The sequence below is a fragment of the Croceibacterium salegens genome, assembly GCF_009827435.1.
GTDB lineage: Bacteria > Pseudomonadota > Alphaproteobacteria > Sphingomonadales > Sphingomonadaceae > Croceibacterium_B > Croceibacterium_B salegens.
The window spans coordinates 231,670-252,311 of record NZ_WTYM01000033.1; the positions used below are offsets into that span (position 1 = coordinate 231,670).

Genomic DNA, 20,642 nt, shown 5'->3' on the forward strand with positions numbered 1-20,642 from the left:
GGATGCGGGCACGCGCCAGATCCGGGGGGAGTTTTCGGCGATGGCCACAGCACTTTCCAAAGACAGCTTGCTTCCGGTCGACGCCGCGGCGAGTGGCACACCAGACCAGCCGGAAGGGCGGATCTCGACGCTCGACTTCGTTCGCGGTGTCGCGATCCTCGGCATCCTTGCGACCAATATCCTCAACTACGGCCAGCTACCCGGCACGCACCGCTGGCTCAGACTGATCGGCGAGCCCTCGCTGGCCGACAAGCTGCTGTGGGTACTCAACTACCTGTTCATCGATGGCAAGCTGCGCGGGCTGTTTGCAATCCTGTTCGGAGCGGGCCTGGTTCTGTTCATGGATCGGGCGAAGAAGAAGGACGTCCATCCGTACTGGCTACAGTTCCGCCGCCTGTTCTGGCTCGCGCTGTTCGGGCTGTTCCATTTCTACGTGCTGTTCGCTGGCGACATCCTGTTCCACTACGCGGCGCTTGGGGTGGTGGCGATGTTGCTCGTTCGCCTTCCGGTCAAGCCGCTGCTGATCGCCGGGTTGCTGCTCTACTGTTCGGACGCGGTGTTCAGCTCCATCGATCTCGGCGGTTGGGCGCTGCACGAGCGCGAAGTGCTTGCCGCGCCCGCGACCGACCCGGGGCGGGTTGCATATTTCGAAGACCAGCAGAACTTCATCGCCGAAACCCGCGAGGAGGGAGAAGTGCTCGCAACCGGCAGCCTGCCGGAGATTGTCCGCTGGCGGCTCGGCAACCTGACCTGGGAGCCGTTCCTCGAATTGCCCTTCATGGTGCTGGATTCATTCGCCTGCATGCTGATCGGGGCGGCGCTGTTCCGCATGGGATTCTTCTCGGGGGGCTGGAACCGCCGCAAGCTGATCCGTTGGGGAACACTTGGTATCGTCGTATCGGTGCTGCTGTCGCTGCCGCTGATCGTGCTCGTCTGGCAAGCCGACTTTCCGCGCGCGCTCAACATGTTCGTGTTTTACGGTCCGGTCCACGTCACCCGCCTGCCGATGATCTTCGGATTCGCTGCCGTCCTGGTGGCAATGACGCCGAAATGGGCGCCTACCGCGCTCGGGCAACGGCTCTCGGCGGCGGGGCGGATGGCGTTCACCAACTACGTCGGCGCCTCGGCGGTGATGGCGCTCATCTTCCAGGGCTGGGGCCTTGCGCTGTACGGCCAGTTCATGCGCCCCGGCCTCGAGCTGTTCGTGTTGCTGGGCTGGGCGCTGATGCTGGTTTGCTCGCCCTGGTGGCTCGCCCGCTTCCGCTTCGGTCCGCTCGAATGGATCTGGCGCTGCCTGACTTACTGGCGGCTGTTCCCGATCAGGAAGGCCGCAGCCGCTTAAAGACGGGCCAGAACTTCATCGCCGATTTCGACCGTCCCTGCGCCGCCGCCAAGGTCGGCGCCCTTCACGCCGTCGGCCAGTGCCTGCGCCACTGCCGTCTCAATCCGAGTTGCATCGGCCTCGCGGCCGAACGAATGGCGCAGCATCATTGCTGCGGAGAGGATCATGGCCATCGGGTTGGCCTTGCCGGTCCCGGCAATGTCGGGCGCGCTGCCGTGGATCGGTTCGTAGAGGCCCTTCGTGCCAAACTCAGTCTGGGATTCGCCTAGCGACGCGCTGGCCAGCAGGCCGATCGACCCGACGCACATGCTGGCCTGGTCGGAGAGGATATCGCCGAACAGGTTGCCCGTCACGACGGTGTCGAACTGGCCCGGGTTGCGGACAAGCTGCATCGCCGCGTTATCGACGTACATGTGAGTCAGCTCGACGTCGGGATATTCGGCCGAGACCTCGATAACCACGTCGCGCCAAAGCTGGCTGGTTTCGAGCACGTTGGCCTTGTCGACGCTGCACAGGCGGCCCTTCCGCCCCTGTGCGGCACGGAAGCCGACATGGGCGATGCGCCGCACCTCGTCCTCTGCATAGGACATGAAATCGAAGCCTTGCCGCCGCCCATCGTCGAGCGTGCGGATCGCCTTTTCGCCGAAATAGACGTCGCCGTTCAGTTCACGGACGATCAGAAGGTCAATTTCGCGGGCGATCTCGGGGCGCAAGCCCGACAGGTCCTCGAGCCCGGGAAACATCGTCGCAGGCCTCAGATTGGCGAACAGGCCGAGCGCGGTGCGCAGGCCAAGGATCGCCTGCTCGGGCCGCAAGTGGCGTTCGAGGCCGTCGCACGCGGGATCGCCGACCGCGCCGAACAGCACCGCATCAGCGGCCCTGGCCATCTCGAGCGTTTCGGGCGGCAGCGGCTGGCCGTGACGGCGATAGCCGATTCCGCCGACGTCGCCTTCCCACAGGATCACGCCGGGCAGGTCGAGCGCGGCAAGGACCTTCCTAGCCTCGGCCATTATTTCCGGGCCGATTCCATCTCCGGGGAGTACCGCGATCTTCATGCCATTCGTCCGAGCAGTTCCAGTAGCCGAGTGCGCGCGGCCATAACGTCTCCCCGCCGGTCGGCAAGCAGGTACTGGTCGATCGGGTCCCCCAGCTTGCCCAGCACATCGAGGATTTCGGGCAGCTCGCCCTCGGGGATGCGAGCGCCACCGCCATAGCCCAGCTCGCGCAGCAGCAAGATTTCATAGCCCGCCAGCGCCCGCGCCCAGCCGCGCGCCGACGGCGCATGGCAGATCGCGTCGAGAAGCCCGCCCAGCGCTTCCCACAGCGAGGGATAGGGATGCCGCTCGGGGAGCGCGGTGGCGGTTAGCGCGCAGGCCCAGCCGATCGCCGCGGCAGGCAGCGGCTCGCTCAGCCACGGCCCACGACTCTCGATCAGCTCCAGCTTGGCGAACGGCAACTGGCTGTCCGAGCGCGAACGAAGTTCCGCCGCGACGGTGTTGCCGGGAATGATCACCGGCCGCAGCTGGCGCCCGCGCCCGCCGGCGATATAGCCCGCGACGACTCCCGCCTGCTCGGTCAGCAGCCTCGCGACGACCGCAGTCTCGCCGTGCTGGCGGGCGGCAAGGAGGATGGCGGGTGCTCGCAGGTGCATGGTTTCGCTGTGGCGAAGCCCGGCGCTGCGTTCAATTCGCCGTTGTTATTTGGAGAGCTTGGCTTCCAGCGCCGCCACGCGCTCAGCGAGCGCTTCAGCCTGTTCGCGCGCCTTCGACGCCATGTCCTTGACCGCGTCGAATTCCTCGCGGCTGACGAAATCGAGGCCGCCGAGGGCTTCCTTCATCCGCTCACGCGCGCCCTCGCGGGCTTCACGGGTCATGCCGGCAAAGGTTCCGGCGGCGGCGTTGGCCATCTTCACGAAGTCGGCCACAAGGGGGTTTTCGCTTTGCATGGCAGCTATGTGGACCCGCGTTTCCTAGAATTCAATCCGCTGCACCGAGCCGCTGACCTCGGCGCCGTCGGCCTGCGGGTTGAGTTGCAGGAATTGCCAGTTGAGCAGAGTCGCGAACAGGATCCACGCGAGGTACGGCAGCAACAGCACTCCGGCGAGGCGGCGTACGCGCCAGAACAGCAACACGGTAATCACGACCAGCACATCCAGCGCCGCGATCACGGCAAGCGCCCCAGTGATCTGGTGCATGGCGAAGAACACCGGCGACCACGCCAGGTTGACGAGGAACTGCACGACAAACACCGCAATTGCCCACGCGCGGACGCGCGCGCCCCACGCTGCGCAAACAAGCGCCAGCGCCAGCCCCATCATCACGTAAAGCACCGTCCAGACCACGCCGAACAGGGCAGGCGGCGGAAAAGTCGGCGGTTTGGCCAGCGCTTCGAACCACGGGGATTGGGCGGTGCTTCCGGCCATCTGGCCCGAAAGGAACCCGAACAGCACGATGACCGGCACGATAAACAGGGACCAGCGAACGAAGCTGGCGCGCAACTGGGCAGGCGAAGCGAGGCGGTTCATTCGGACTCCCTTGATTCGGCGGCGGGATATTGGCGGCGCACTTCACCGGGCGCAACGCCGGGGCGTTAAACCGTCCCCCGACGGGCGGCGATCAGGAACTCCACGTTGCCCTCCGGACCGGTGATCGGGCTCTCGACAATTCCGTCGACGGCCCATCCCGAGCCTTCGAGCCATTCGCGCACTTCATCGCAAACGCGAGAGTGCAAGGCCGGGTCCCGCACTACCCCGCCCTTGCCCACCTCTTCGCGCCCGACTTCGAACTGCGGCTTGATCAGCGCCACTAAGCGGCAATCCGGCGCGGCCAGTTCGAGCGGGCGTTCGAGAACCTTGGCGAGCGAGATGAACGAGGCGTCGCAAACCACCCAGTTGCACGGCCGGTCGATCTGTTCGGCGGTGAGGATGCGCGCACTGGTCTGTTCGAGCACGGTGACGCGCGGGTCCTGCCGCAACTTCCAGGCAAGCTGGTTGGTGCCGGAATCGACCGCGAAGACATGTTCGGCCCCGCCTTGCAGCAGGACATCGGTAAAACCGCCGGTCGAACTGCCGATGTCCATCGCCACCGCACCTGCGGGACCGAGCCCGAAATGCTCGATCGCATGGGCAAGCTTGATGCCGCCGCGGCTGACCCAGGGGTGGTCGCGGCCCTTTACAATTATTTCCGCTTCTTCGGATACTTGCTGGCCCGACTTATCGACCTTTCGAGTACCTTCGAAGACCAGCCCCGCCATGATCAGCGCCTGCGCCCGGGCGCGGCTCTCCGCCAGCCCGCGGGACACAAGCAGCTGGTCGATGCGTTGTTTCGCCATATGCATGCGCTTAGTCGTTTCCGTCCTCTTGAGCCAATCCCGCGCATCGGCCACAGCAGCGAAATGACCGCGCTGCGCTTGCTGATCGCCTTGCCCATCGTCGCCCTCGCCGCCTGCGTGCCCTCTGCACCCGCGCCGACCCCGGCGCCGACTCCGGCCCCCGCGCCACCGCCTACCCAGGCACCGGAGGAGGTCGTCGCTCCAACGCCGAGCAACTGGATGGACGCCCCGCAAACCGCCGGCGACTGGAGCTACGTCGCCTACGCGTCGGGCAGTTCGGCCAGCTTCGGAGTGTCGGCGGACCAGCCGCGCTTCGCGATCGCCTGCGTAAAGGCGTCGCGCACCATCGCATTGATGCGCTTCGGCCGCGCCGCCGCTCCGGTACCGATGACCATCCGCACCGAATTCTCGAGCCGCACCTTCACCGCCGAACCGAAGGATGACGGCCAGCCAACGATCCGCACCGAACTCCCGGCGCGCGACTCGTTCCTCGATGCGATCGCCTTTTCGAAAGGACGCTTTTCAGTCGAGATGTACGGACTCGATACGCTTTACCTGCCTTCCTGGCCGGAAATCAGCCGAGTCCTGGACGACTGCAGGTAAGAAAAAGGCCCACCCCAAGGGGCAGGCCGGAAGCGCAGGATTCTGACAGTGAAAAACTGAAATGCAAGACTTGTGTTAGCGTTCAACAAGACTCAAATTACACCCAAGGCCGGCGGTACACGCAGGTCTTGGCCACCGGTGAAACGGTGACCTGGCTTTAAAGCGCGAAAGGAGGTGATCCGATGTCTCATGGTTCAGCAGGGAGGTCGGAAACGACCCGCGCGGAGCACTATCGGTAACCTCTGAAAACCGCCGATAGAGGCTTCGTGAGCGGTTTAATCGACCGCTGACCATGCGAAGGCCGGTTCCACCGACAGGCGGAGCCGGCCTTCTCATTTTTTGCGGTTCTGCTCCGCCGCCCTTCAATTCGGGCACACTTCAGGCTAGTGCGGCGGCGAAAGGTTGCAACGCTTACCATTTATTTCATTTTTCTTGCTCATAATGAAATTATCGGTCAATCGTAGCACTGCCACATTAGGAAAGTTCCCATGCACGCCACCGCCGGTCAGTCGCTCGACTTTGCCCGCATCCCTCACCCGTCGCCGGTCCCCGCGGCCGAGCGCAACACATTGATCGCCGCTCCCGGCTTCGGCACGGTGTTCACCGATCACATGGTGATGATCGAGTACGACGCGGATCGCGGCTGGCATTCGGCGACTCTCGGCCCTCGGGGACCTCTCAGCCTCGATCCGGCTTGCGCGGTGCTGCACTACGCGCAGGAAATCTTCGAGGGCATGAAGGCCTACAAGCTGGCCGACGGCACGATGGCGCTGTTCCGGCCCGAGCAGAACGCGCGGCGCTTCAACGACTCGGCCGACCGGCTCGCCATGCCGAACTTACCCGAGAAAGTCTTCGTCGAGGCGGTTCGCCGGCTGGTGCTGGCCGACAAGGACTGGTTCCCCATGGTCGAGGGAGGCTCAATCTACCTGCGTCCCTTCATGTTCGCGTCCGAGGCCTTTCTCGGCGTGCGTCCGGCGAAGCAGTACAAGTTCCTCGTCATCGCCAGCCCCTCGGGCAACTACTTCAAGTCGGGCGCCCCTGCGGTCTCGATCTGGGTCTCTGAGAACTACACCCGCGCCGCGCCGGGCGGCACCGGGGCGGCCAAGTGCGGCGGCAACTACGCCGCCAGCCTCGTCCCGCACGCCAATGCCGTCGCCAGGGGCTTCGACCAGGTCTGCTTCCTCGACGCCGCCGAGCACAAGTGGATCGAGGAACTGGGCGGGATGAACCTGTTCTTCGCCTTCGAGGACGGGACCCTGCTGACGCCCCAGCTGACCGGCACGATTTTGCCCGGCATCACCCGCGATTCGATCATCAAGCTCGCCCGCGAAGAAGGGCTGACGGTGAAGGAAGGCCGCTACAGCTTCGACCAGTGGCGCGCCGATGCGGAGAGCGGGCACCTGCTCGAAACCTTTGCCTGCGGCACCGCAGCGGTCGTCACCCCGGTCGGCAGGGTGGCCGGCGCAGCCGGCGAATTCACCATCGGCGGCGGCGGTCCCGGGCAGCTGACCGAGCGGATTCGCGAGAAGCTCGTCGGCATCCAGCGCGGGACGATCAAGGACCGGCACGGCTGGGTCCACAGGATCGACTGACGGGGGCTACTCCCCGGCGGCGGGGCGCAGGAAGAACACTTCCGGAATGACGTTGTCGTCGATGCGGTAGAACCGCAGGCGATGCTCGCCGCGCGACAGGCGGCCGAGCGGGCGCGACAGTTCGACCGTGTTGTCGCTCACCGCATCGTACCAGGCCTGTTTGGCAGGCGCGTCGGCAGCGCCTCCGGTCGGTTCGAGTACGATGGCGAGCGTTTCGACCGGCCCGTCGTCGAGCTGGATCGCGAAGCGCGGCCCGCCAGTGCCGATGGTATCGAGCGTTGGCACGAGCTGGACGTCGAGATCGTATTCGCCCGTCTCGGTCAGCCGGAAGGGGTATTCGAGGAACACGCCGTCGCTCACGGTGGTCGGCGCCTGCCCCTGCGGCAACGCCAGCGGCGCCGCGCCCCATTGGCCGAGTTGGGGAACAGCCGTCCATTCGAATCGGCCCGCGCCCGCGGCGGTTTCGAACGCGGCTGCTGGAATGGCGAGGACTTCCTTTGCCTCTACCTCCTGTTCGGCAGGCGGGCCGGTGACGGCCCCGACCCCACGCACGAGCGGCGGCATCACGTCCTCCGGCGGGTCGTTCCAGCTCGAATAGCCGATGTGGGTCTGGTTCATCATCCCGGCCCACTTGCCGCCGGCCATCTCGTCGTATTGACGGGTCAGGACCTTGTCGCGGGCGAAGGCGCGCTCTGCCTCGGCGGCATTGGCCTCGGCGCGCGCCGGGTCGCGGCCCGCGTAGAATGCGTTCCACGCCGCCGCTGCGTACATCCGGTAGAGGTTGGCGAGCGACAGGACGCGGTATTCGACGAGCTGGTAATAGGCATCGCGCTGGTCGGGCCGCAGCCCTGCCCCGGCACGCGCCACGCGCCCCACGAGATCGTCCCACCGCGCGGCGAGCATGCGGTATTCGTCTGGCGCGAAGCTTTTCGCGTCGAGAAGTTCCGGTTTTCGCTTCGAAGCAAGCGTTCCGTAATCGGCCAGCACTGCGCCAATCGCCTCGCCGTTCGCCGCGCCGAACTGTTTGGCGGCCCACTCGACCGGATTGGTGGCGATCGCCTCTGGCGTCATGGCCTGCGGGTCCCACGCCATGTGGAGGAAGAAATCGAGCGGGTACTCCATCGGTTTGATGTCGCCGACGTTGACCACCCACATTGCGCGAGCTCCGCGTTGCCAGGCGAGGTCCATCTGCTGCCAGACCTTGGCTACCTGGTTGGTATCGGTCCACTTGTAGCTGCGCGGCGCGCCGACGTAGTCGAAGTGGTAATAGATCCCGTATCCGCCCGAACGCGGCGGCGCGGCGGGATCGGGCAGGCGGCGAATTTGGCCCCAGTTGTCATCGGAGAACAGCAGCGTCACGTCGTCGGGGACGCGCATGCCCTGATCGTAATAGTCCTGCACTTCCTTGTAGAGCGCCCAGACCTGCGGCGTCTCGCTCGCCGGCTTGCCGGTGGTCGCAGCGATGATCTCGCGCTGGTCGGTGACGATCCGCTCGAGCAGGGGAATCGCGGTTTCCTCGCTCATCGCCTCGTCGCCGTCACCGCGCATGCCGACCGTGACCACCGCGTCGCCACCGCTGGCGGCGAAGCGCTCCATCCCCTCGCGCCAGAACCTGCGCAGCACCGCGCCGTTGGTCTCGTAGTTCCAGTCGCCCGAGGCCCGGCCCGACTCCTTGGCATGACTCCATTCGGCCTGCGCGCGCGTCAGCGGTTCGTGGTGCGAAGTGCCGAGCACCACGCCCATCTCGGCCGCCAGAGCGAGGCTCTTCGGATCGTCCTCGGCGAGCGACTTGTCCCACATCGCCGGCCACAGGTAGTTGCCCTTGAGGCGGAAGAGCAGCTCATAGACGTGGGCGTATGCTGCTGAATTGACGCCGCCGAACTTCGCCCGCGCCCAGCCGCCGAAGGCCGGATCCTCGTCGTTGATGAAGAAGCCGCGGTAGCGCACAGCCGGAGCATCGGTCCTCGATCCGGCGGTTAGGTAAAGCATGTCGCGACGTTCGACGGGAACGTCTGCCCACCAATACCACGGCGATACGCCGATCCGTTCCGACAGGTCGTAGAGCCCGTAGACCGCGCCCCGCTTGTCGCTCCCGGCGATGACGAGCGCGCGTTCGACGCCGGGCAAGGGGTTGTCGACCACGAACTGGCCGAAGGCCTCCCACTTGCCGGTCACCTGAGACAGATCGATCCGCCCTTCGGCGGCGAGCCGGTCGACCAACCCGCCATTGCCCGCGACACCGACGATGACCGCGCCGGTTGCGGCGGCAGGAGCCGCTTGCAGGACGTCCGCCGCATTACCCCCGACCCGCCCAAGGTCCGCCGCAAAACCTTCCGCCGCGTGGCGCACCGCCGGACCGGCCGCCGAATCCACGACCACCGGCAGGGCGCGCCCGCCCGCAATCAGACCGAGAGAACCCTCGCCTGCGGTCTCGCAAACGGCGACCGCTCCCTCGCAGGCCAAAACGGCGCGCGGGAAGAACAACAGCAAGGCCGCAACGAGCGGCAGTAAGAGCGAGCGAAGCGTGCGACCGGGCATGGCGGCGGAGCTAACACGCTCCGCACGCCCCGTCACGCGTGCCACAGAGGTCACACGTCGGGGGGATTCGGCGTAACACGATCAAGGACAGGCACCGTTGGGGCCACATGCGCGACTGGCCCTCTTGCATTGGCGCGCCGGCTCCGCCTAAGCGGATTGTCTCGTAGCACCGCAAAGGTGCCGGTCGCAATGTCACTTCAAAAGGGTCAAAATGCCGCTTCGTAAATCTCTCGCGCTTGCGTGCGCGATGCCGCTTGTTTTGCTTTCCGCCCCCCTCCATGCCGAAGACGATAGCGCGGTCGCCGCCGTCATCGACGAAGGCCTCAACCGCAACGAGGCGCTACTACGCGCGCAGGACCTGATGGACCGCATCGGGCCGCGGCTGACCAACTCGCCGGGTATGCGCAAGGCCGAGGAATGGGCGGTCAAGGAAATGGCCGAGATCGGCCTTTCGAACATCCACAAGGAAGGCTTCGAGTTTGGCCGCGGCTGGGAACAGGTCCGCTCTGACGTCTGGATGCTCTCCCCGCGCCCGATCGAACTGACCGCGATTCCGCTGGCCTGGACCCCCGGCACCGATGGCCGGATCGAAGGCGAAGTCGTCGTCGCGCCGATGAGCAAGAAGGAACACTTCGAAGCCTATCGCGGCAAGCTGGCCGGCAAGATCGTCCTCGTCAGCAAGCCAGGCACCGGCGACGAACCGTCAACTGCACCTTTCAACCGGCTGGAAACGTCCGACATCGCCAAGAGAGACACCATGGCGCTGCCGACATACGATCCGCACGCCATCGCCGAGCGCGAGGCCAAGGGAACGCTGGTGCGCGGCGACTTCACGCTGGCGCTCGACGAATTCCTCCGCAGCGAGGGGGCTATCGCCTGGGCCAAGATCTCCTACCGCGACGGCAAGCTCCTGCACGGCAGTAACTATACCTACCTCTCCGGACGCACACCGCAGTTGCCGGCATTCGAAATCGCCGCGGAAGACTACCGCCGCCTCGCCCGACTGAGCCGGGTCGGCCCGGCACCGCGCGTCTCGCTCGACAGCGAAGTGCGCTTCACCGATGACGATACCAAGGGATACAACATCATCGGCGAAATCCCGGGCAGCGATCCCAAGGCCGGTTACATCATGGTCGGCGGTCACTTCGACAGCTGGGCCGCGGGTGACGGAGCGGTCGACAACGGCGCCTCGACCGTTGCGATTCTCGAAGCGGCGCGCATCCTCAAGGCGACTGGCGCAAAACCGAAGCGCACCATTCGCTTCGTTCTGTGGTCAGGCGAGGAACAAGGCCTGCTCGGTTCATTCGCCTATATCCGCCAGCACATCGCCAGCCGTGCCGGTGAAGAGAATGCGATCCCGGGTGCAGAACCTTCGTTCTGGGCGGATTCATGGCCGATTACCCCGAAGCCGGGTTACAGCGAACTCAAGGCCTACTTCAACATGGACAACGGCGTGGGCAAGATCCGCGGCATCCACGCCGAGGGCAACGTTGCCGCCGAATCGCTGCTCGGCAAGTGGCTCAAGCCGTTCGCCAGCCTCGGGGCGGAAAAGGTCGTTTCCGGCAGTACCAGCGGGACCGACCACGTGTTCTTCCAGCGTCTCGGCCTGCCGGCGTTCCAGTTCATCCAGGACCCGCTCGATTACAGCGCGCGCCTGCACCACACCAACATCGACACTTTCGACCACATCCCCGCAGACGACCTGCGCCAGACGTCGACCGTGATAGCCGGTATCCTGTTGCAAGCGGCCAACGACAGCGCGACCCTGCCGCGCGAACCGCTGCCGAAGAAGCCGGTCGAGACCAAGCCGTTCGAATGGAAGTATCCGGACGAAGACTAAACTGCATTGGTCGGGCGGCGTGGAGACAGCGCCGCCCGATCAGGCTATTGCCCCTGACAGAGAGAATTCACCTACAGGGGAAATCATGAAAACCAGATCTGCCGCCCTGTTCGGCGCCGCCGCCCTTGCACTCGCCATTCCCGCCGTCGCGCAGGCGCAGGAATCTTCCACTGCACCGGCTAGCCAGGATTGGATCGCGAAGAGCAACGAATACACCCAGCAACTGATGCTGGCCGAAGCCCAGTTCGCACCGGAGAATGCCTCGTCCAACGGACTCGAGCAGTTCGACGGCAAGGCCATCGACCTCGGGCCAGACCTGTCACAACGGTACATCGCGATGGAGCAGGCGCAGCGCGCCCGTTTCGCTGCCGCGCTGGCGAGCGAAAGCGATCCGCTGGTCAAGCAGGACCTGCAGATCCTGATCGATTCGATCGACCAGTCGGTCGAGGGCACCCAGCTCACCGACCGGCTTCAACTCACCTGGATCGACGTTCCGCAGTTCATTTTCGGCTCGATGAATTCGGCGCTCGATGCGCAGATCGGTGCCAAGCGGCAGGCCAAGGCCCTCGAACTGCTGCAGCGATACGCCGGACTCTACCCCGGCTCTACGCCGCTGACCGAACTGGCCAAGGCCCGCTGGGCCGAGAGCCTCGGCGACGGCAAGGTCGGCCCTTACAAGGGCCGCGTCGAAGATACGCTGGGCAAGACCGAGACTTACATCGCCGGCATCCATGCGCTGTTCGCCAAGGCCAACATCAAAGGCTCGGACAAGGCGCTCGCTACGCTCGACAGGCAATTGCGCGAATACGCCGAGTGGGAAAAGGCCAACGTCTTGCCGAAGGCCCGCGACGATTTCCGCCTGCCGCCCGAGCTCTATGCCTTCCGTCTGAAGCAGTTCGGCATCGACATTCCGCCCGAAGAGCTGATCGAACGGGCGCGGCGCGGGTTCTACGATACGCGTACCCAGATGATGGCGCTGGCCCCGCAGGTCGCCGCCAAGTTCGGGTTCGAGAAGACCGACTATCCTTCGGTCATCGCCGCACTCAAGAAGGACGTCATCCCGAATGACGAGATGGAAACCTTCTACGCCGGTGTGCTTGGGCAAATCGACAAGATGATCACCGATGAGAAGATCATCGACGTCCCCGATTTCCCGGTCCTGATGCGGCTCGGCACCCCGGCGGAGAACGCCTCGCAGCCCGCGCCGCACATGCAGCCGCCGCGCTTGATCGGCAACACCGGCGAACGCGGCCAGTTCGTGCTCGGCACCGGCGATCCCTCGGCCGGACCCGACGCCGCCTACGACGACTTCAATTTCAAGGCAGCCTCGTGGACACTGAGCGCGCACGAAGCTCGGCCGGGACATGAATTGCAGTTCGCCCAGATGGTCCTGCGCGGAGTCAGCCAGGCGCGCGCACTCTACGCATTCAACAGCGTCAACGCCGAAGGCTGGGGCCTCTACGCCGAAGCCGAGTTCATGCCCTACGAGCCGATTGAGGGGCAGCTCATCGCGCTGCAGTTCCTGTTGCTGCGCGAGAGCCGGGCGATCCTCGACCCTATGCTCAATCTCGGCATGATCACGCCCGCCGAAGCGACCAAATGGCTGCGCGAAGAAGTCGGCCTGTCGGTCGCCATGACCAAGCAGGAAGTCGACCGCTACACCTTCCGCGGCCAGGGCCAGGCGGGAAGCTACTTCTACGGCTACGGCAAGCTCGCCAACCTCAGGATCGAAACCGAGGTGGCGCTTAGCGACAAGTTCGATCGCACGGCGTTCAACGATTTCGTCATCTCGCAAGGCCTGCTGCCGCTCGGCCAATTGGCCGACACGGTACGCAGCGACTTCATCCCCGCGCAGCTGGCGAAATAAGGAGCGGCCCCGGTGGCGGAGCCGCTTCCCAACTCAGCGCTTGTAGGCTTCCTCGGGCTTGAGGTTCATGATCGTGACCGGCTTTTCGCCGCGAAGTTCCTGAAGCCCGACGATCGCGTTGATCAGCGCGCGGTTCTGCCCGGTGCTGCCGTATTCGAGCCCGGTCAGCGTGTGGTCTGTGAGGAAGGTCGTCCACTTGCCGCCATCGACGAGGTTGTCGACGACGTCCTTGGGCGTGCCGCCCGCGGCGTTCACCTTGCGGGTCTCGTCGGCTAGCGCCTTGTTGAAATTGGCGAAGTCGACAAAGCGCGACCACGGCTGGATGTAGCCATGGCCTTCGACGATCGTGTCGACGCCCTTGATGCCGGCGGCCGCCTTCATCAGTGTGTCGGCCGCACCGATCGCGCTGCCGCCGCTCGAGGGGTCGATCAGCGGAGCCATCGACCACGCCATGATGTCACCGGTCGCCATGACCTTGTCGTTGGCAAAGACGATGAAGGCGTCACCGTTGGTGTGGCCGGGACCGAAGTAATAGACGTCGATGCGGTCCTTGCCCGCGCCCAGAGTGGTCTTGGTCTCGAAGCTCGTGGTCGCCGGGTTGGCCGGGAACGGCCCGCTCGCCACCGCCATGCGGGAGGCGGAATTGGCCTGCGCCACGACCTCGACAGTCGGCAGCTGGTCCTTGAAGAACTGGTTCGAGCCGACGTGGTCGGGGTGACTGTGGGTGTTGATGACGATCGTTACTGGCTTGTCGGTAACCTTGCGCACCTCGTCGAGGATCGCCTGCCCGGTGTTGGGCAGCTTGGTGTCGACCAGGGCCACACCGTCGGACATCACGAACACGGTGGTATTCCCGCCGGCGCCAAAGATCTTGTAGACCTGTCCCTTGACGTGCTCGATCGGGGAGACGCCCGGCAGCCCCGGCCCGGTGGCCGGTTGATACCCCGGAGGCGGCGTGTCCATCGGCGTTGTCGCGATTGCCGTGCTCGCCCCGGCGGTGGCGGAGGCCGTGCTGTCGGCGGAAGGCGCCGTCGCGCAGGCGGCGATCACACCTGTGGCAACGATCGTGCCGATAATCAGGCTGCGGTTCATCAGGTTCCTCCCATCAGGAATGTTCTTTGTACAAACCAATAGACGCCCGCGGCTACCACGACAACCGAACCCGCTGTCGCCAATTGTCGCGCGTTTGCAGGACGTTTCCGCCATAGCCAGCCGAGCGCCAGTGCTAGCGGGATAACCACTGCGAGCTGGCCCAGCTCGACGCCGAAGTTGAACCCGAACAGGCTCCACCCGAGCGCCGCCTGCGGAAGCCCGAATTCGCGCAGGACCGAGGCGAAACCAAAGCCGTGGATCAGCCCGAATGTCCCGGCGAGCCAGATGCGTAGGTCCTTGCCCTCGCCGCGAAGCAGGTTGTCCGCCCCGACCACGATGATGGTCAGAGCGATCATGGGCTCGACCAGCCATGACGGCGGGCTCCAGATCTCGAGGACCGCCAGCGACAGGGTGATCGAATGGCCGACGGTGAAGGCGGTAACGATGCCGGCCAGCCGCCGCCAGGTGCCGCCGAACAGCAACAGCCCGAGCAGGAACAGCAGGTGGTCGGGTCCGATCCAGATGTGATGCGCGCCCGCGGGAATGAAGGTCTTGAGGACCTGCACTGCGCCGGCGGCGTTGCCGCGGTAATAGGTCCGCGACGCGTCCCCCTTCCCGACAATCCACTGGTCGACCAGCTTGCCGCCGTCATAGACGTTGATGAAGGTCTGGTGCTGCGGATCGTAGGGGAACATTTCGCCCGAGTAATGCAGCTTGCCGCCGGGAGGCCCGGTGGCATGAAACCACAACCGCACCGCGTTTTGTTCGGCCAGCGGCTCGGCATACTCCCACTCGAGGGTGAGCGGCCTTCCGTCGGCGGCGAGCACGAAGCGCTTGGCCATCATCGGCCCGATGTCGTCCATCATGTGGATCAGCAGGTGCGCGTCCCGCAGTTGTGCCGGATCGGTCAGCTGCAGGTCATGCGCGAGGTCGAATTCGTGGATCGTCAGCGTGCCGACGATACCGCGCTGCTCGTCATAACGGACGTCGAGGTAGGAGAACGGCGCCGGGTGCGCCTGCGCCGGACCCGCCGCGAGCAGCGCCAGCGCAAATGCGGCGAGAAATCGGCAAACCAAACTCACCATTCGTCATTGCGAGCGCAGCGAAGCAATGCAGGGAGACACAGGGCCGCGCTGGATTGCTTCGTCGGCTTTGCCTCCTCGCAATGACGAAGAATATCGGGCTGCACTAAGCTGCGAGCCTCTCCTTGAGACCCGACAGGATCAGGTCGCTGGCCCGCTCGCCGATCATGATTGCCGTGGCGTTGGTGTTGCCCTGCGGGATCGTCGGCATGATCGAGGCATCGGCGACCCACAGGCCGTCGAGTCCGCGCAGCCTGCAATCAGGTCCGACCACCGCCTCGGGATCGTCCTTCGCGCCCATCTTTGCTGTGCCAACCGGGTGGAACATCGGGATCGTCGCCGCGCGCGCATAGTGGCCGAGCGCCTCGCGGCTATCGAGTTCGCGGCCGGGACGGACCTCGCCCGTAACGTCTCCGGCAATCGCCGGCTGGTCCATGATCCGGCGGGCGATCTCCAGTCCGTCGATCAGCTGTTCGAGGTCGTCGCCCTCGCCGAGCAGGCGGTGGCGGATCAGCGGCGGGGCATCCGGATCGGCGCGGCGCAGCTCGACCATCCCGCGCGATTGTGGCCGCATCAGCCCGACCAGTGTCGTCACCGAGGCTTCCTTGCGCAACTCGAGGTTGCCCTGCGGCGTTATGTCGAAGGCGAAGGCGGAGAATGCCAGTTGCAGATTTGGGGCCTGAAGTTCCGCGCGGCTCTTGATGAAGGCCTGCGCGTGGCCGATACCTGTCGTCAGCGCCCCGCTCCTGCGGATGGCAAGCGCCAGCACCTGCCGCACGCCCGACATGCCGCGGCTGTCGTCATTGAGCGTGCGGGCACTGACCGTGTTGACGAGGTGGCAGGCCGAATGCTCCTGCAGGTTCTGCCCCACCCCCGGCAAGTCCTGCACCACCGCAATGCCGTGATGCGCAAGATGCTTGGCCGGACCGATCCCGCTGAGCATCAGCAGCCGCGGCGTGTTGAGCGCACCGGCGCAGAGCACCACACCCTCACGCGAGGTCAGCGTCTCCTCGCGCCCATCGCGCCGCACCACGACGGCGGTGACGCGGCCTTCTCTGGCAACGATCCGCTGGACGGAGGCTTCGAGCATCACCTCCAGCCCGCGCGGTGGCGGGGAAAGGTAGGCGCTGGCGGTCGAATGCCTCAGTCCGCGACGCTGCGAGAGCTGGATGTAGTCGACGCCCTCGGCACTCTCGCCATTGAGGTCGAGCGAGCGCGGGTAGCCCGCCTCCTGAACCGCGGCGATCCATTCGTCGGTGACCTTGTAGCGGCTGCGCACCTCGCTGACCGACACAGGCCCGCCGCGCCCGCGCCACTGGTCGGCACCTCGCTCGTTGTCCTCCATCCGGCGGAAATAGGGCAGCACGCTGGCATAGTCCCAGCCAGTCGCGCCGAGCTCGGCCCAGCGATCGTAGTCCCACTGGTGGCCACGAATGAACATCATCCCGTTGATCGCGCTGCCGCCGCCCAGCCGCTTGGCAGCAGGCCAGACGTCGGGCCGCCCGCCGACGCTTTCGTCGGGTTCGGCCGAGTACATCCAGTCGAATTCGGGCGTGTGGACGATCCCGCTCATCAGCGCCGGGACCTTCGAGCGAATGTCCTTGTCGGACTTGCCCGCCTCGACCAGCAGCACGCGCTTGCCGCCTTCGGCCAGCCGCGCCGCGCAGGCCGCCCCGGCCGATCCGCCGCCGATTATGATGAGGTCCGGTTGTCCGGCCATTCCAGTCTCCCTTGCGCGTCGTCCTTGCGACACAGCAGCTGGCGGCGCAAGGCGTGTGCAATGGACGAACGGGCAAAAATGCAGGCCAATGCCGGGCCGCGCCTGAGGCTGATTGTAGAGAGTTTCGCGCGACTGGCGGGACAGCCACTCGCGCCGTCCCCGGCTCTCCTGTGGGATGCCCCGCGCGCCGTTCTGGCGCACGGGACCGAAGATCCGCCGCTGTTCTTCTACGGTAACCAGCTGGTGCTCGAGCTGTTTGCGATGACCGCCGTCCAGTTCATCGGCCTGCCATCGTACCAGTCTGCCGAGCCTGACGCCCGCGAAGAGCGTGCGCGCATGTTCGAGCGGCTCGAAACGGACGACATCGTGACCGGTTATGGCGGCGTCAGGATTGCAGCCGACGGAACGCGATTCCGCATCGAAAACGCCATTATCTGGAACCTCGTCGACGAAGCCGGCACCCGCCACGGGCAGGCCGCCACCTTCACCGACTGGATCCCCGTCTAACCGCCGCGGATTCCGCTCCCCTTCAAGCCTTCCCGTCCGTGGGTCGTCGAAAGATCGACCTTCGGCCCGATTGGGTAAATGTGGTGCCGGTCGGTCAGCGCGTAGTAGTTGCGCTTGATCTCCTCCAGCTTCACCGTTCCGGCGATGCCCGGCCACTGGTAGAGTTCGCGCAGGTAGCCCGACAGCGCCGGGTAATCGTCGATCCGCCTGAGGTTGCACTTGAAGGCGCCGTGATACCCGACGTCGAAGCGCACCAGCGTGGTGAAAGCGCGCCAGTCGGCCTCGGTCAGCCATTCGCCGGCGAGGTAGCGGTTGGTCGCAAGGTGCGCTTCCATCGCATCGAGCGTCTCGAACACCCCATGCGCAGCACGTTCGTAGGCGCTCTGGGAGGCGGCGAACCCGGCGCGGTAGACCCCGTTGTTGAGACCCGGATAGATCACGTCGTTCCAGCGATCGATCTCGGGCCGCAGGTCCTCGGGATAGAGGTCCAGCGTGTTGCCCGTGATCTCGTCGAAGGCGCCGTTGAACATGCGGATGATGTCGGCGCTTTCGTTGTTTACGATCTGCCCGGTCTTCTTGTCCCACAGCGTCGGTACGGTCGCCTTGCCGGTGTAGTGCGCGTCATGCTCCTGGTAGACGCGATACAGCGGATGCGGGATCGTGAATGGCGGGATCGTCTCGTGGTCGAACATCCAGCCCTGGTTGTCGATGGTCGGCCCCGCGGCGGACATGCTGACCACGTCCTGCAGCCCCATGAGCACGCGATAGGCGGTAACGCGCGAGGCCCACGGGCAGGTCCACGAAACGAACACGTGGTACCGCCCCGCCTCGGCCGGAAACTTCGCGTCAGGGTCGGGCTCGATCCAGTCACGCAGCGGGCTGTCGATCCGCCGGAACTGGCCGTCCTTGCCGATTTCTTCGGCCGCTGGGGGACTGTCGCGCCAGACACCGTCGTAGAGTTGGGACATGCATTGCTCTCCTGTTGGCCCAGCCGGAGTAGGGATGCGAACGCCCCTTGTCAGCCCGCGGCGCGGCCCTATCGTGCGGCATCGGAACAGGGAGACATCAAGTGCAGATCAACTGGCGCCGCGCGATCGTGGCGACGCTGTTCGCAGAGGCGGCAGGCATCGTCGCCCTCATGGCCATTGTCGCGGTTTTCGGACCGTCCGGATGGAAAGAAGCGACGCCGTTCGCCCAGCAAATGGGCGCGCTGGTCGGGCCGGTTTCGGGCTTCCTGTTGTGCATGATCGGCGGCTGGTGGACCGGCCGCCTCGCCCCGCCCGATCAGCGTGTCAAAAACGGTCTGGCGATGGGCTGCATCGCCGCCGCCTTCGACATCGCTCTCTCGTTTGCGCTCGGCGGCGGACTGGTGGGATTGCTGGTCGTATCGAACATCGGCCGCATTGTGGCCGGCACACTGGGCGGCTGGCTCGGCATGCGAGAGGGCTAACCGAGCCTCCCAACGCTCAGTCGCGTTTGCCGATAGTGGCGCCGCCAATGGTGTAATTCAGCGTACCGGGCATGCCGTATGCATCGCCGATGCCGAAAGCGCCGCCAATTTCCTCGCCGGTCGGACCATAGAAACGCAGTTGGATGTCTCCGACATCCGTACCTCCATGAAGCAGGTCACCTGCGATTGCATTCCGCCGGTACGCCACCGTCTGTGCTAAGTCGAAACGACCGAAATCGATACTCGATGAATCGTCGAGGTCGGTCCCCGCCAGTTCTAGCCAGCCAGTCAGCGACAGATTGGCGAAATCGAAATCGAACTGACTCGTGCCGGTGACATCGATCCGCCGGCTGCCATCCGTGTTGGTAGCCGCGCCATAGGCAATGCCCTTGTAGGTGCCAGTTCCGGTCAAGCCTGCAAGAACGCCATTGAGCGTTTCAATGCCAAAGGGAAAGAAGCTGCGGTTGATACCGTCGATTGTGTCGACGTGAACGACCTGGAAGTATTCGGCAAAATTCACATAAGTCAGGCGAACGCCGTCCACAGGCCCGTCGTACAGCTTCAGTCCGTAGTCGATATCACCGATTGTGCGAGCGTAGGTGATGAAACTCGGGTCGCCGCCAGAGACCTTATCCGCTGCGCCGAATTGCCCTTCATTGGCATTGTAACCGCTGACCCAATAGGTCCCGTCGACCGATTGTTGAAAACCCGAATTGCCCAGACTGACCGAACCGTAGCCGGTGCCTCCACCTGAGTGGTGCCGCTGATTGAAGAACTCTGCCCTAGGCAGAAAGTAGTGTTGGTCGGTCACGAAGTCGGACAGCGAGATATTGGACTGGGGCGCCCCCGTCTTCACGCCCAGAAATCCCCCCGCGATCATTTGCCCACTCATGCCGGCAGACGCGAAGGTCCCGCCAAATTCCTCGGCACCAGGACCAAAAAAGTTGCCGTGCAAGGGACCAGCCATGACACCGGAAGCATTCTCGTAGGAAAATGTGCCTGACAGGTTGCCGGTTGAGCTCAGTTGGCCCGACGCGCGGAATGCAGTCACAGTTCCCCGACCCGTACCCGTATACAGACTAGTGTCGTTTGTTCCCTTGCCTTCGATCGTGAAGACACCGCGGTCGAAATCGAGCAGCGCGGTCGCATCTTCCTGGAACACATAGGGTTCCTTGCTCGTCTCGCTGTAGATCCCATAGACTGCCGCGGCAAATTGCGCCTTGCCAGTGGTCGGAATCTCGCCCGATGCGCTGGGGAACCCGAACAGAAAGATCTCGTATTTGAGCTGGTTACCGTCGACGCTGTACCACATTCCGACAGAGACTCGCTTGGTCTCAGACAGCCGATCCAGCGTACCGTGATATAGATTGAGCGTCTCAGTCGCCGTTCCGCTCGTTGCCTTGAAATCGTAGACTTGGAATGCGTTCGTGCCGCTCGCTGCCCGGTCTGCTGAGTCACCGAAACTCGATTCGTGCGCAGAGGTCTTGACCGTATAGGTTTTGCTTGATGCATCGTAGCTGAAGGTCAGCGAAGTGGTGCCCTGACTGCCAGACGTAGTCAGAGTGGTCCCCGGATCGACTGTGGCAGTGCCATTGACGGCAGTCATGGAGAAGCTTCGAGTGTCGAGGCTCTGAACGGTCGGAGCTGGTGCCGGAGCTGGTGCCGGAGCTGGTGACGGA

18 protein-coding genes are annotated in these 20,642 nt (G+C 64.8%); 7 read left to right on the plus strand and 11 right to left on the minus strand.

The features are described from left to right. Positions 1 to 40 precede the first annotated feature (40 nt). Positions 41 to 1,342 (plus strand): DUF418 domain-containing protein, encoded by a 1,302-nt coding sequence (locus tag GRI89_RS07155; protein WP_159793601.1) that lies wholly within the window; start codon positions 41 to 43, stop codon positions 1,340 to 1,342. On the opposite strand, the gene leuB is transcribed toward GRI89_RS07155, so the two are convergent. From leuB to GRI89_RS07180, 5 genes are all read right to left on the minus strand, one after another. Continuing rightward, entirely contained in the window at positions 1,339 to 2,397 is a 1,059-nt protein-coding gene (gene leuB, locus GRI89_RS07160) for a 3-isopropylmalate dehydrogenase (RefSeq protein WP_159793603.1), read from the minus strand. The two genes, GRI89_RS07155 and leuB, sit on opposite strands and share 4 nt — an antisense overlap. Further along, on the minus strand, positions 2,394 to 2,993 hold the full coding sequence (gene recO / locus GRI89_RS07165; protein WP_159793605.1) for a DNA repair protein RecO: 600 nt from the start codon (positions 2,991 to 2,993) through the stop codon (positions 2,394 to 2,396). Before recO ends, leuB begins: the two co-directional genes overlap by 4 nt. Before the next feature lie 45 nt (positions 2,994 to 3,038). Beyond that, positions 3,039 to 3,287 carry an accessory factor UbiK family protein gene (locus tag GRI89_RS07170; RefSeq protein WP_159793607.1) on the minus strand — a complete coding sequence of 83 codons (249 nt, stop codon included), beginning with the start codon at positions 3,285 to 3,287 and terminating at the stop codon, positions 3,039 to 3,041. 24 nt (positions 3,288 to 3,311) lie between these two features. Beyond that, a complete protein-coding gene (locus GRI89_RS07175) occupies positions 3,312 to 3,866 on the minus strand; it encodes a TspO/MBR family protein (RefSeq protein WP_159793609.1) in 555 nt (184 codons plus the stop codon). 65 nt (positions 3,867 to 3,931) lie between these two features. After that, complete coding sequence (locus GRI89_RS07180) at positions 3,932 to 4,672, minus strand: TlyA family RNA methyltransferase (protein WP_159793611.1); 741 nt, start codon at positions 4,670 to 4,672, stop codon at positions 3,932 to 3,934. Positions 4,673 to 4,735: 63 nt separating this feature from the next. Here GRI89_RS07180 and GRI89_RS07185 point away from each other — a divergent pair, with 63 nt between their 5' ends. Both GRI89_RS07185 and GRI89_RS07190 read left to right on the plus strand, forming a co-directional pair. Then, positions 4,736 to 5,275, plus strand: coding sequence for a hypothetical protein (locus tag GRI89_RS07185; RefSeq protein WP_159793613.1), 540 nt, complete (start codon positions 4,736 to 4,738; stop codon positions 5,273 to 5,275). Positions 5,276 to 5,763: 488 nt separating this feature from the next. Next, positions 5,764 to 6,867, plus strand: coding sequence for a branched-chain amino acid aminotransferase (locus GRI89_RS07190; RefSeq protein WP_159793615.1), 1,104 nt, complete (start codon positions 5,764 to 5,766; stop codon positions 6,865 to 6,867). Positions 6,868 to 6,873: 6 nt separating this feature from the next. Here GRI89_RS07190 and GRI89_RS07195 read toward each other — a convergent pair whose 3' ends face one another. Continuing rightward, positions 6,874 to 9,405: a glycosyl hydrolase 115 family protein gene (locus tag GRI89_RS07195; RefSeq protein WP_159793617.1), complete on the minus strand. Its 2,532-nt coding sequence runs from the start codon at positions 9,403 to 9,405 to the stop codon at positions 6,874 to 6,876. 247 nt (positions 9,406 to 9,652) lie between these two features. On the opposite strand from GRI89_RS07195, the gene GRI89_RS07200 reads away from it, so the two are divergent. Continuing rightward, positions 9,653 to 11,245: a M20/M25/M40 family metallo-hydrolase gene (locus tag GRI89_RS07200; protein WP_235912851.1), complete on the plus strand. Its 1,593-nt coding sequence runs from the start codon at positions 9,653 to 9,655 to the stop codon at positions 11,243 to 11,245. 85 nt (positions 11,246 to 11,330) lie between these two features. Further along, positions 11,331 to 13,112, plus strand: coding sequence for a DUF885 domain-containing protein (locus GRI89_RS07205; protein WP_159793621.1), 1,782 nt, complete (start codon positions 11,331 to 11,333; stop codon positions 13,110 to 13,112). Positions 13,113 to 13,145: 33 nt separating this feature from the next. Here GRI89_RS07205 and GRI89_RS07210 read toward each other — a convergent pair whose 3' ends face one another. The 3 genes from GRI89_RS07210 to GRI89_RS07220 all read right to left on the minus strand — a co-directional run bounded on the left by GRI89_RS07210 (position 13,146) and on the right by GRI89_RS07220 (position 17,006). Then, positions 13,146 to 14,204: an MBL fold metallo-hydrolase gene (locus tag GRI89_RS07210; protein ID WP_159793623.1), complete on the minus strand. Its 1,059-nt coding sequence runs from the start codon at positions 14,202 to 14,204 to the stop codon at positions 13,146 to 13,148. Then, entirely contained in the window at positions 14,204 to 15,289 is a 1,086-nt protein-coding gene (locus GRI89_RS07215) for a HupE/UreJ family protein (RefSeq protein WP_235912853.1), read from the minus strand. Before GRI89_RS07215 ends, GRI89_RS07210 begins: the two co-directional genes overlap by 1 nt. Before the next feature lie 103 nt (positions 15,290 to 15,392). Then, on the minus strand, positions 15,393 to 17,006 hold the full coding sequence (locus GRI89_RS07220; RefSeq protein ID WP_159793625.1) for a GMC family oxidoreductase: 1,614 nt from the start codon (positions 17,004 to 17,006) through the stop codon (positions 15,393 to 15,395). Positions 17,007 to 17,066: 60 nt separating this feature from the next. On the opposite strand from GRI89_RS07220, the gene GRI89_RS07225 reads away from it, so the two are divergent. Further along, the gene (locus tag GRI89_RS07225; RefSeq protein WP_201290879.1) at positions 17,067 to 17,513 is read left to right on the plus strand and encodes an MEKHLA domain-containing protein; all 447 of its coding nucleotides are present in this window, start codon (positions 17,067 to 17,069) and stop codon (positions 17,511 to 17,513) included. Here the strand turns inward: GRI89_RS07225 and GRI89_RS07230 are convergent. After that, positions 17,510 to 18,481, minus strand: a complete 972-nt coding sequence (locus GRI89_RS07230) for a glutathione S-transferase family protein (protein ID WP_159793627.1) — start codon at positions 18,479 to 18,481, stop codon at positions 17,510 to 17,512. The two genes, GRI89_RS07225 and GRI89_RS07230, sit on opposite strands and share 4 nt — an antisense overlap. A 101-nt stretch (positions 18,482 to 18,582) precedes the next feature. On the opposite strand from GRI89_RS07230, the gene GRI89_RS07235 reads away from it, so the two are divergent. Then, positions 18,583 to 18,963: a hypothetical protein gene (locus tag GRI89_RS07235; protein WP_159793629.1), complete on the plus strand. Its 381-nt coding sequence runs from the start codon at positions 18,583 to 18,585 to the stop codon at positions 18,961 to 18,963. Between the two features lie 16 nt (positions 18,964 to 18,979). Here GRI89_RS07235 and GRI89_RS07240 read toward each other — a convergent pair whose 3' ends face one another. After that, positions 18,980 to 20,569 carry a transferrin-binding protein-like solute binding protein gene (locus tag GRI89_RS07240; protein WP_159793631.1) on the minus strand — a complete coding sequence of 530 codons (1,590 nt, stop codon included), beginning with the start codon at positions 20,567 to 20,569 and terminating at the stop codon, positions 18,980 to 18,982. Positions 20,570 to 20,642: the final 73 nt, after the last annotated feature.

Excerpts from the sequence above, each read along its gene's own strand:
- GRI89_RS07185 (WP_159793613.1), top strand. The coding sequence starts at position 4,736 with ATGACCGCGCTGCGCTTGCTGATCGCCTTGCCCATCGTCGCCCTCGCC.
- GRI89_RS07195 (WP_159793617.1), bottom strand. The coding sequence starts at position 9,405 with ATGCCCGGTCGCACGCTTCGCTCGCTCTTACTGCCGCTCGTTGCGGCC.
- GRI89_RS07240 (WP_159793631.1), bottom strand. The coding sequence starts at position 20,569 with ATGACTGCCGTCAATGGCACTGCCACAGTCGATCCGGGGACCACTCTG.
- GRI89_RS07190 (WP_159793615.1), top strand. The coding sequence starts at position 5,764 with ATGCACGCCACCGCCGGTCAGTCGCTCGACTTTGCCCGCATCCCTCAC.
- recO (WP_159793605.1), bottom strand. The coding sequence starts at position 2,993 with ATGCACCTGCGAGCACCCGCCATCCTCCTTGCCGCCCGCCAGCACGGC.
- GRI89_RS07225 (WP_201290879.1), top strand. The coding sequence starts at position 17,067 with ATGGACGAACGGGCAAAAATGCAGGCCAATGCCGGGCCGCGCCTGAGG.
- GRI89_RS07155 (WP_159793601.1), top strand. The coding sequence starts at position 41 with ATGGCCACAGCACTTTCCAAAGACAGCTTGCTTCCGGTCGACGCCGCG.
- GRI89_RS07215 (WP_235912853.1), bottom strand. The coding sequence starts at position 15,289 with ATGGTGAGTTTGGTTTGCCGATTTCTCGCCGCATTTGCGCTGGCGCTG.
- GRI89_RS07220 (WP_159793625.1), bottom strand. The coding sequence starts at position 17,006 with ATGGCCGGACAACCGGACCTCATCATAATCGGCGGCGGATCGGCCGGG.
- leuB (WP_159793603.1), bottom strand. The coding sequence starts at position 2,397 with ATGAAGATCGCGGTACTCCCCGGAGATGGAATCGGCCCGGAAATAATG.
- GRI89_RS07180 (WP_159793611.1), bottom strand. The coding sequence starts at position 4,672 with ATGGCGAAACAACGCATCGACCAGCTGCTTGTGTCCCGCGGGCTGGCG.
- GRI89_RS07210 (WP_159793623.1), bottom strand. The coding sequence starts at position 14,204 with ATGAACCGCAGCCTGATTATCGGCACGATCGTTGCCACAGGTGTGATC.
- GRI89_RS07170 (WP_159793607.1), bottom strand. The coding sequence starts at position 3,287 with ATGCAAAGCGAAAACCCCCTTGTGGCCGACTTCGTGAAGATGGCCAAC.
- GRI89_RS07230 (WP_159793627.1), bottom strand. The coding sequence starts at position 18,481 with ATGTCCCAACTCTACGACGGTGTCTGGCGCGACAGTCCCCCAGCGGCC.
- GRI89_RS07175 (WP_159793609.1), bottom strand. The coding sequence starts at position 3,866 with ATGAACCGCCTCGCTTCGCCTGCCCAGTTGCGCGCCAGCTTCGTTCGC.
- GRI89_RS07200 (WP_235912851.1), top strand. The coding sequence starts at position 9,653 with ATGCCGCTTGTTTTGCTTTCCGCCCCCCTCCATGCCGAAGACGATAGC.
- GRI89_RS07205 (WP_159793621.1), top strand. The coding sequence starts at position 11,331 with ATGAAAACCAGATCTGCCGCCCTGTTCGGCGCCGCCGCCCTTGCACTC.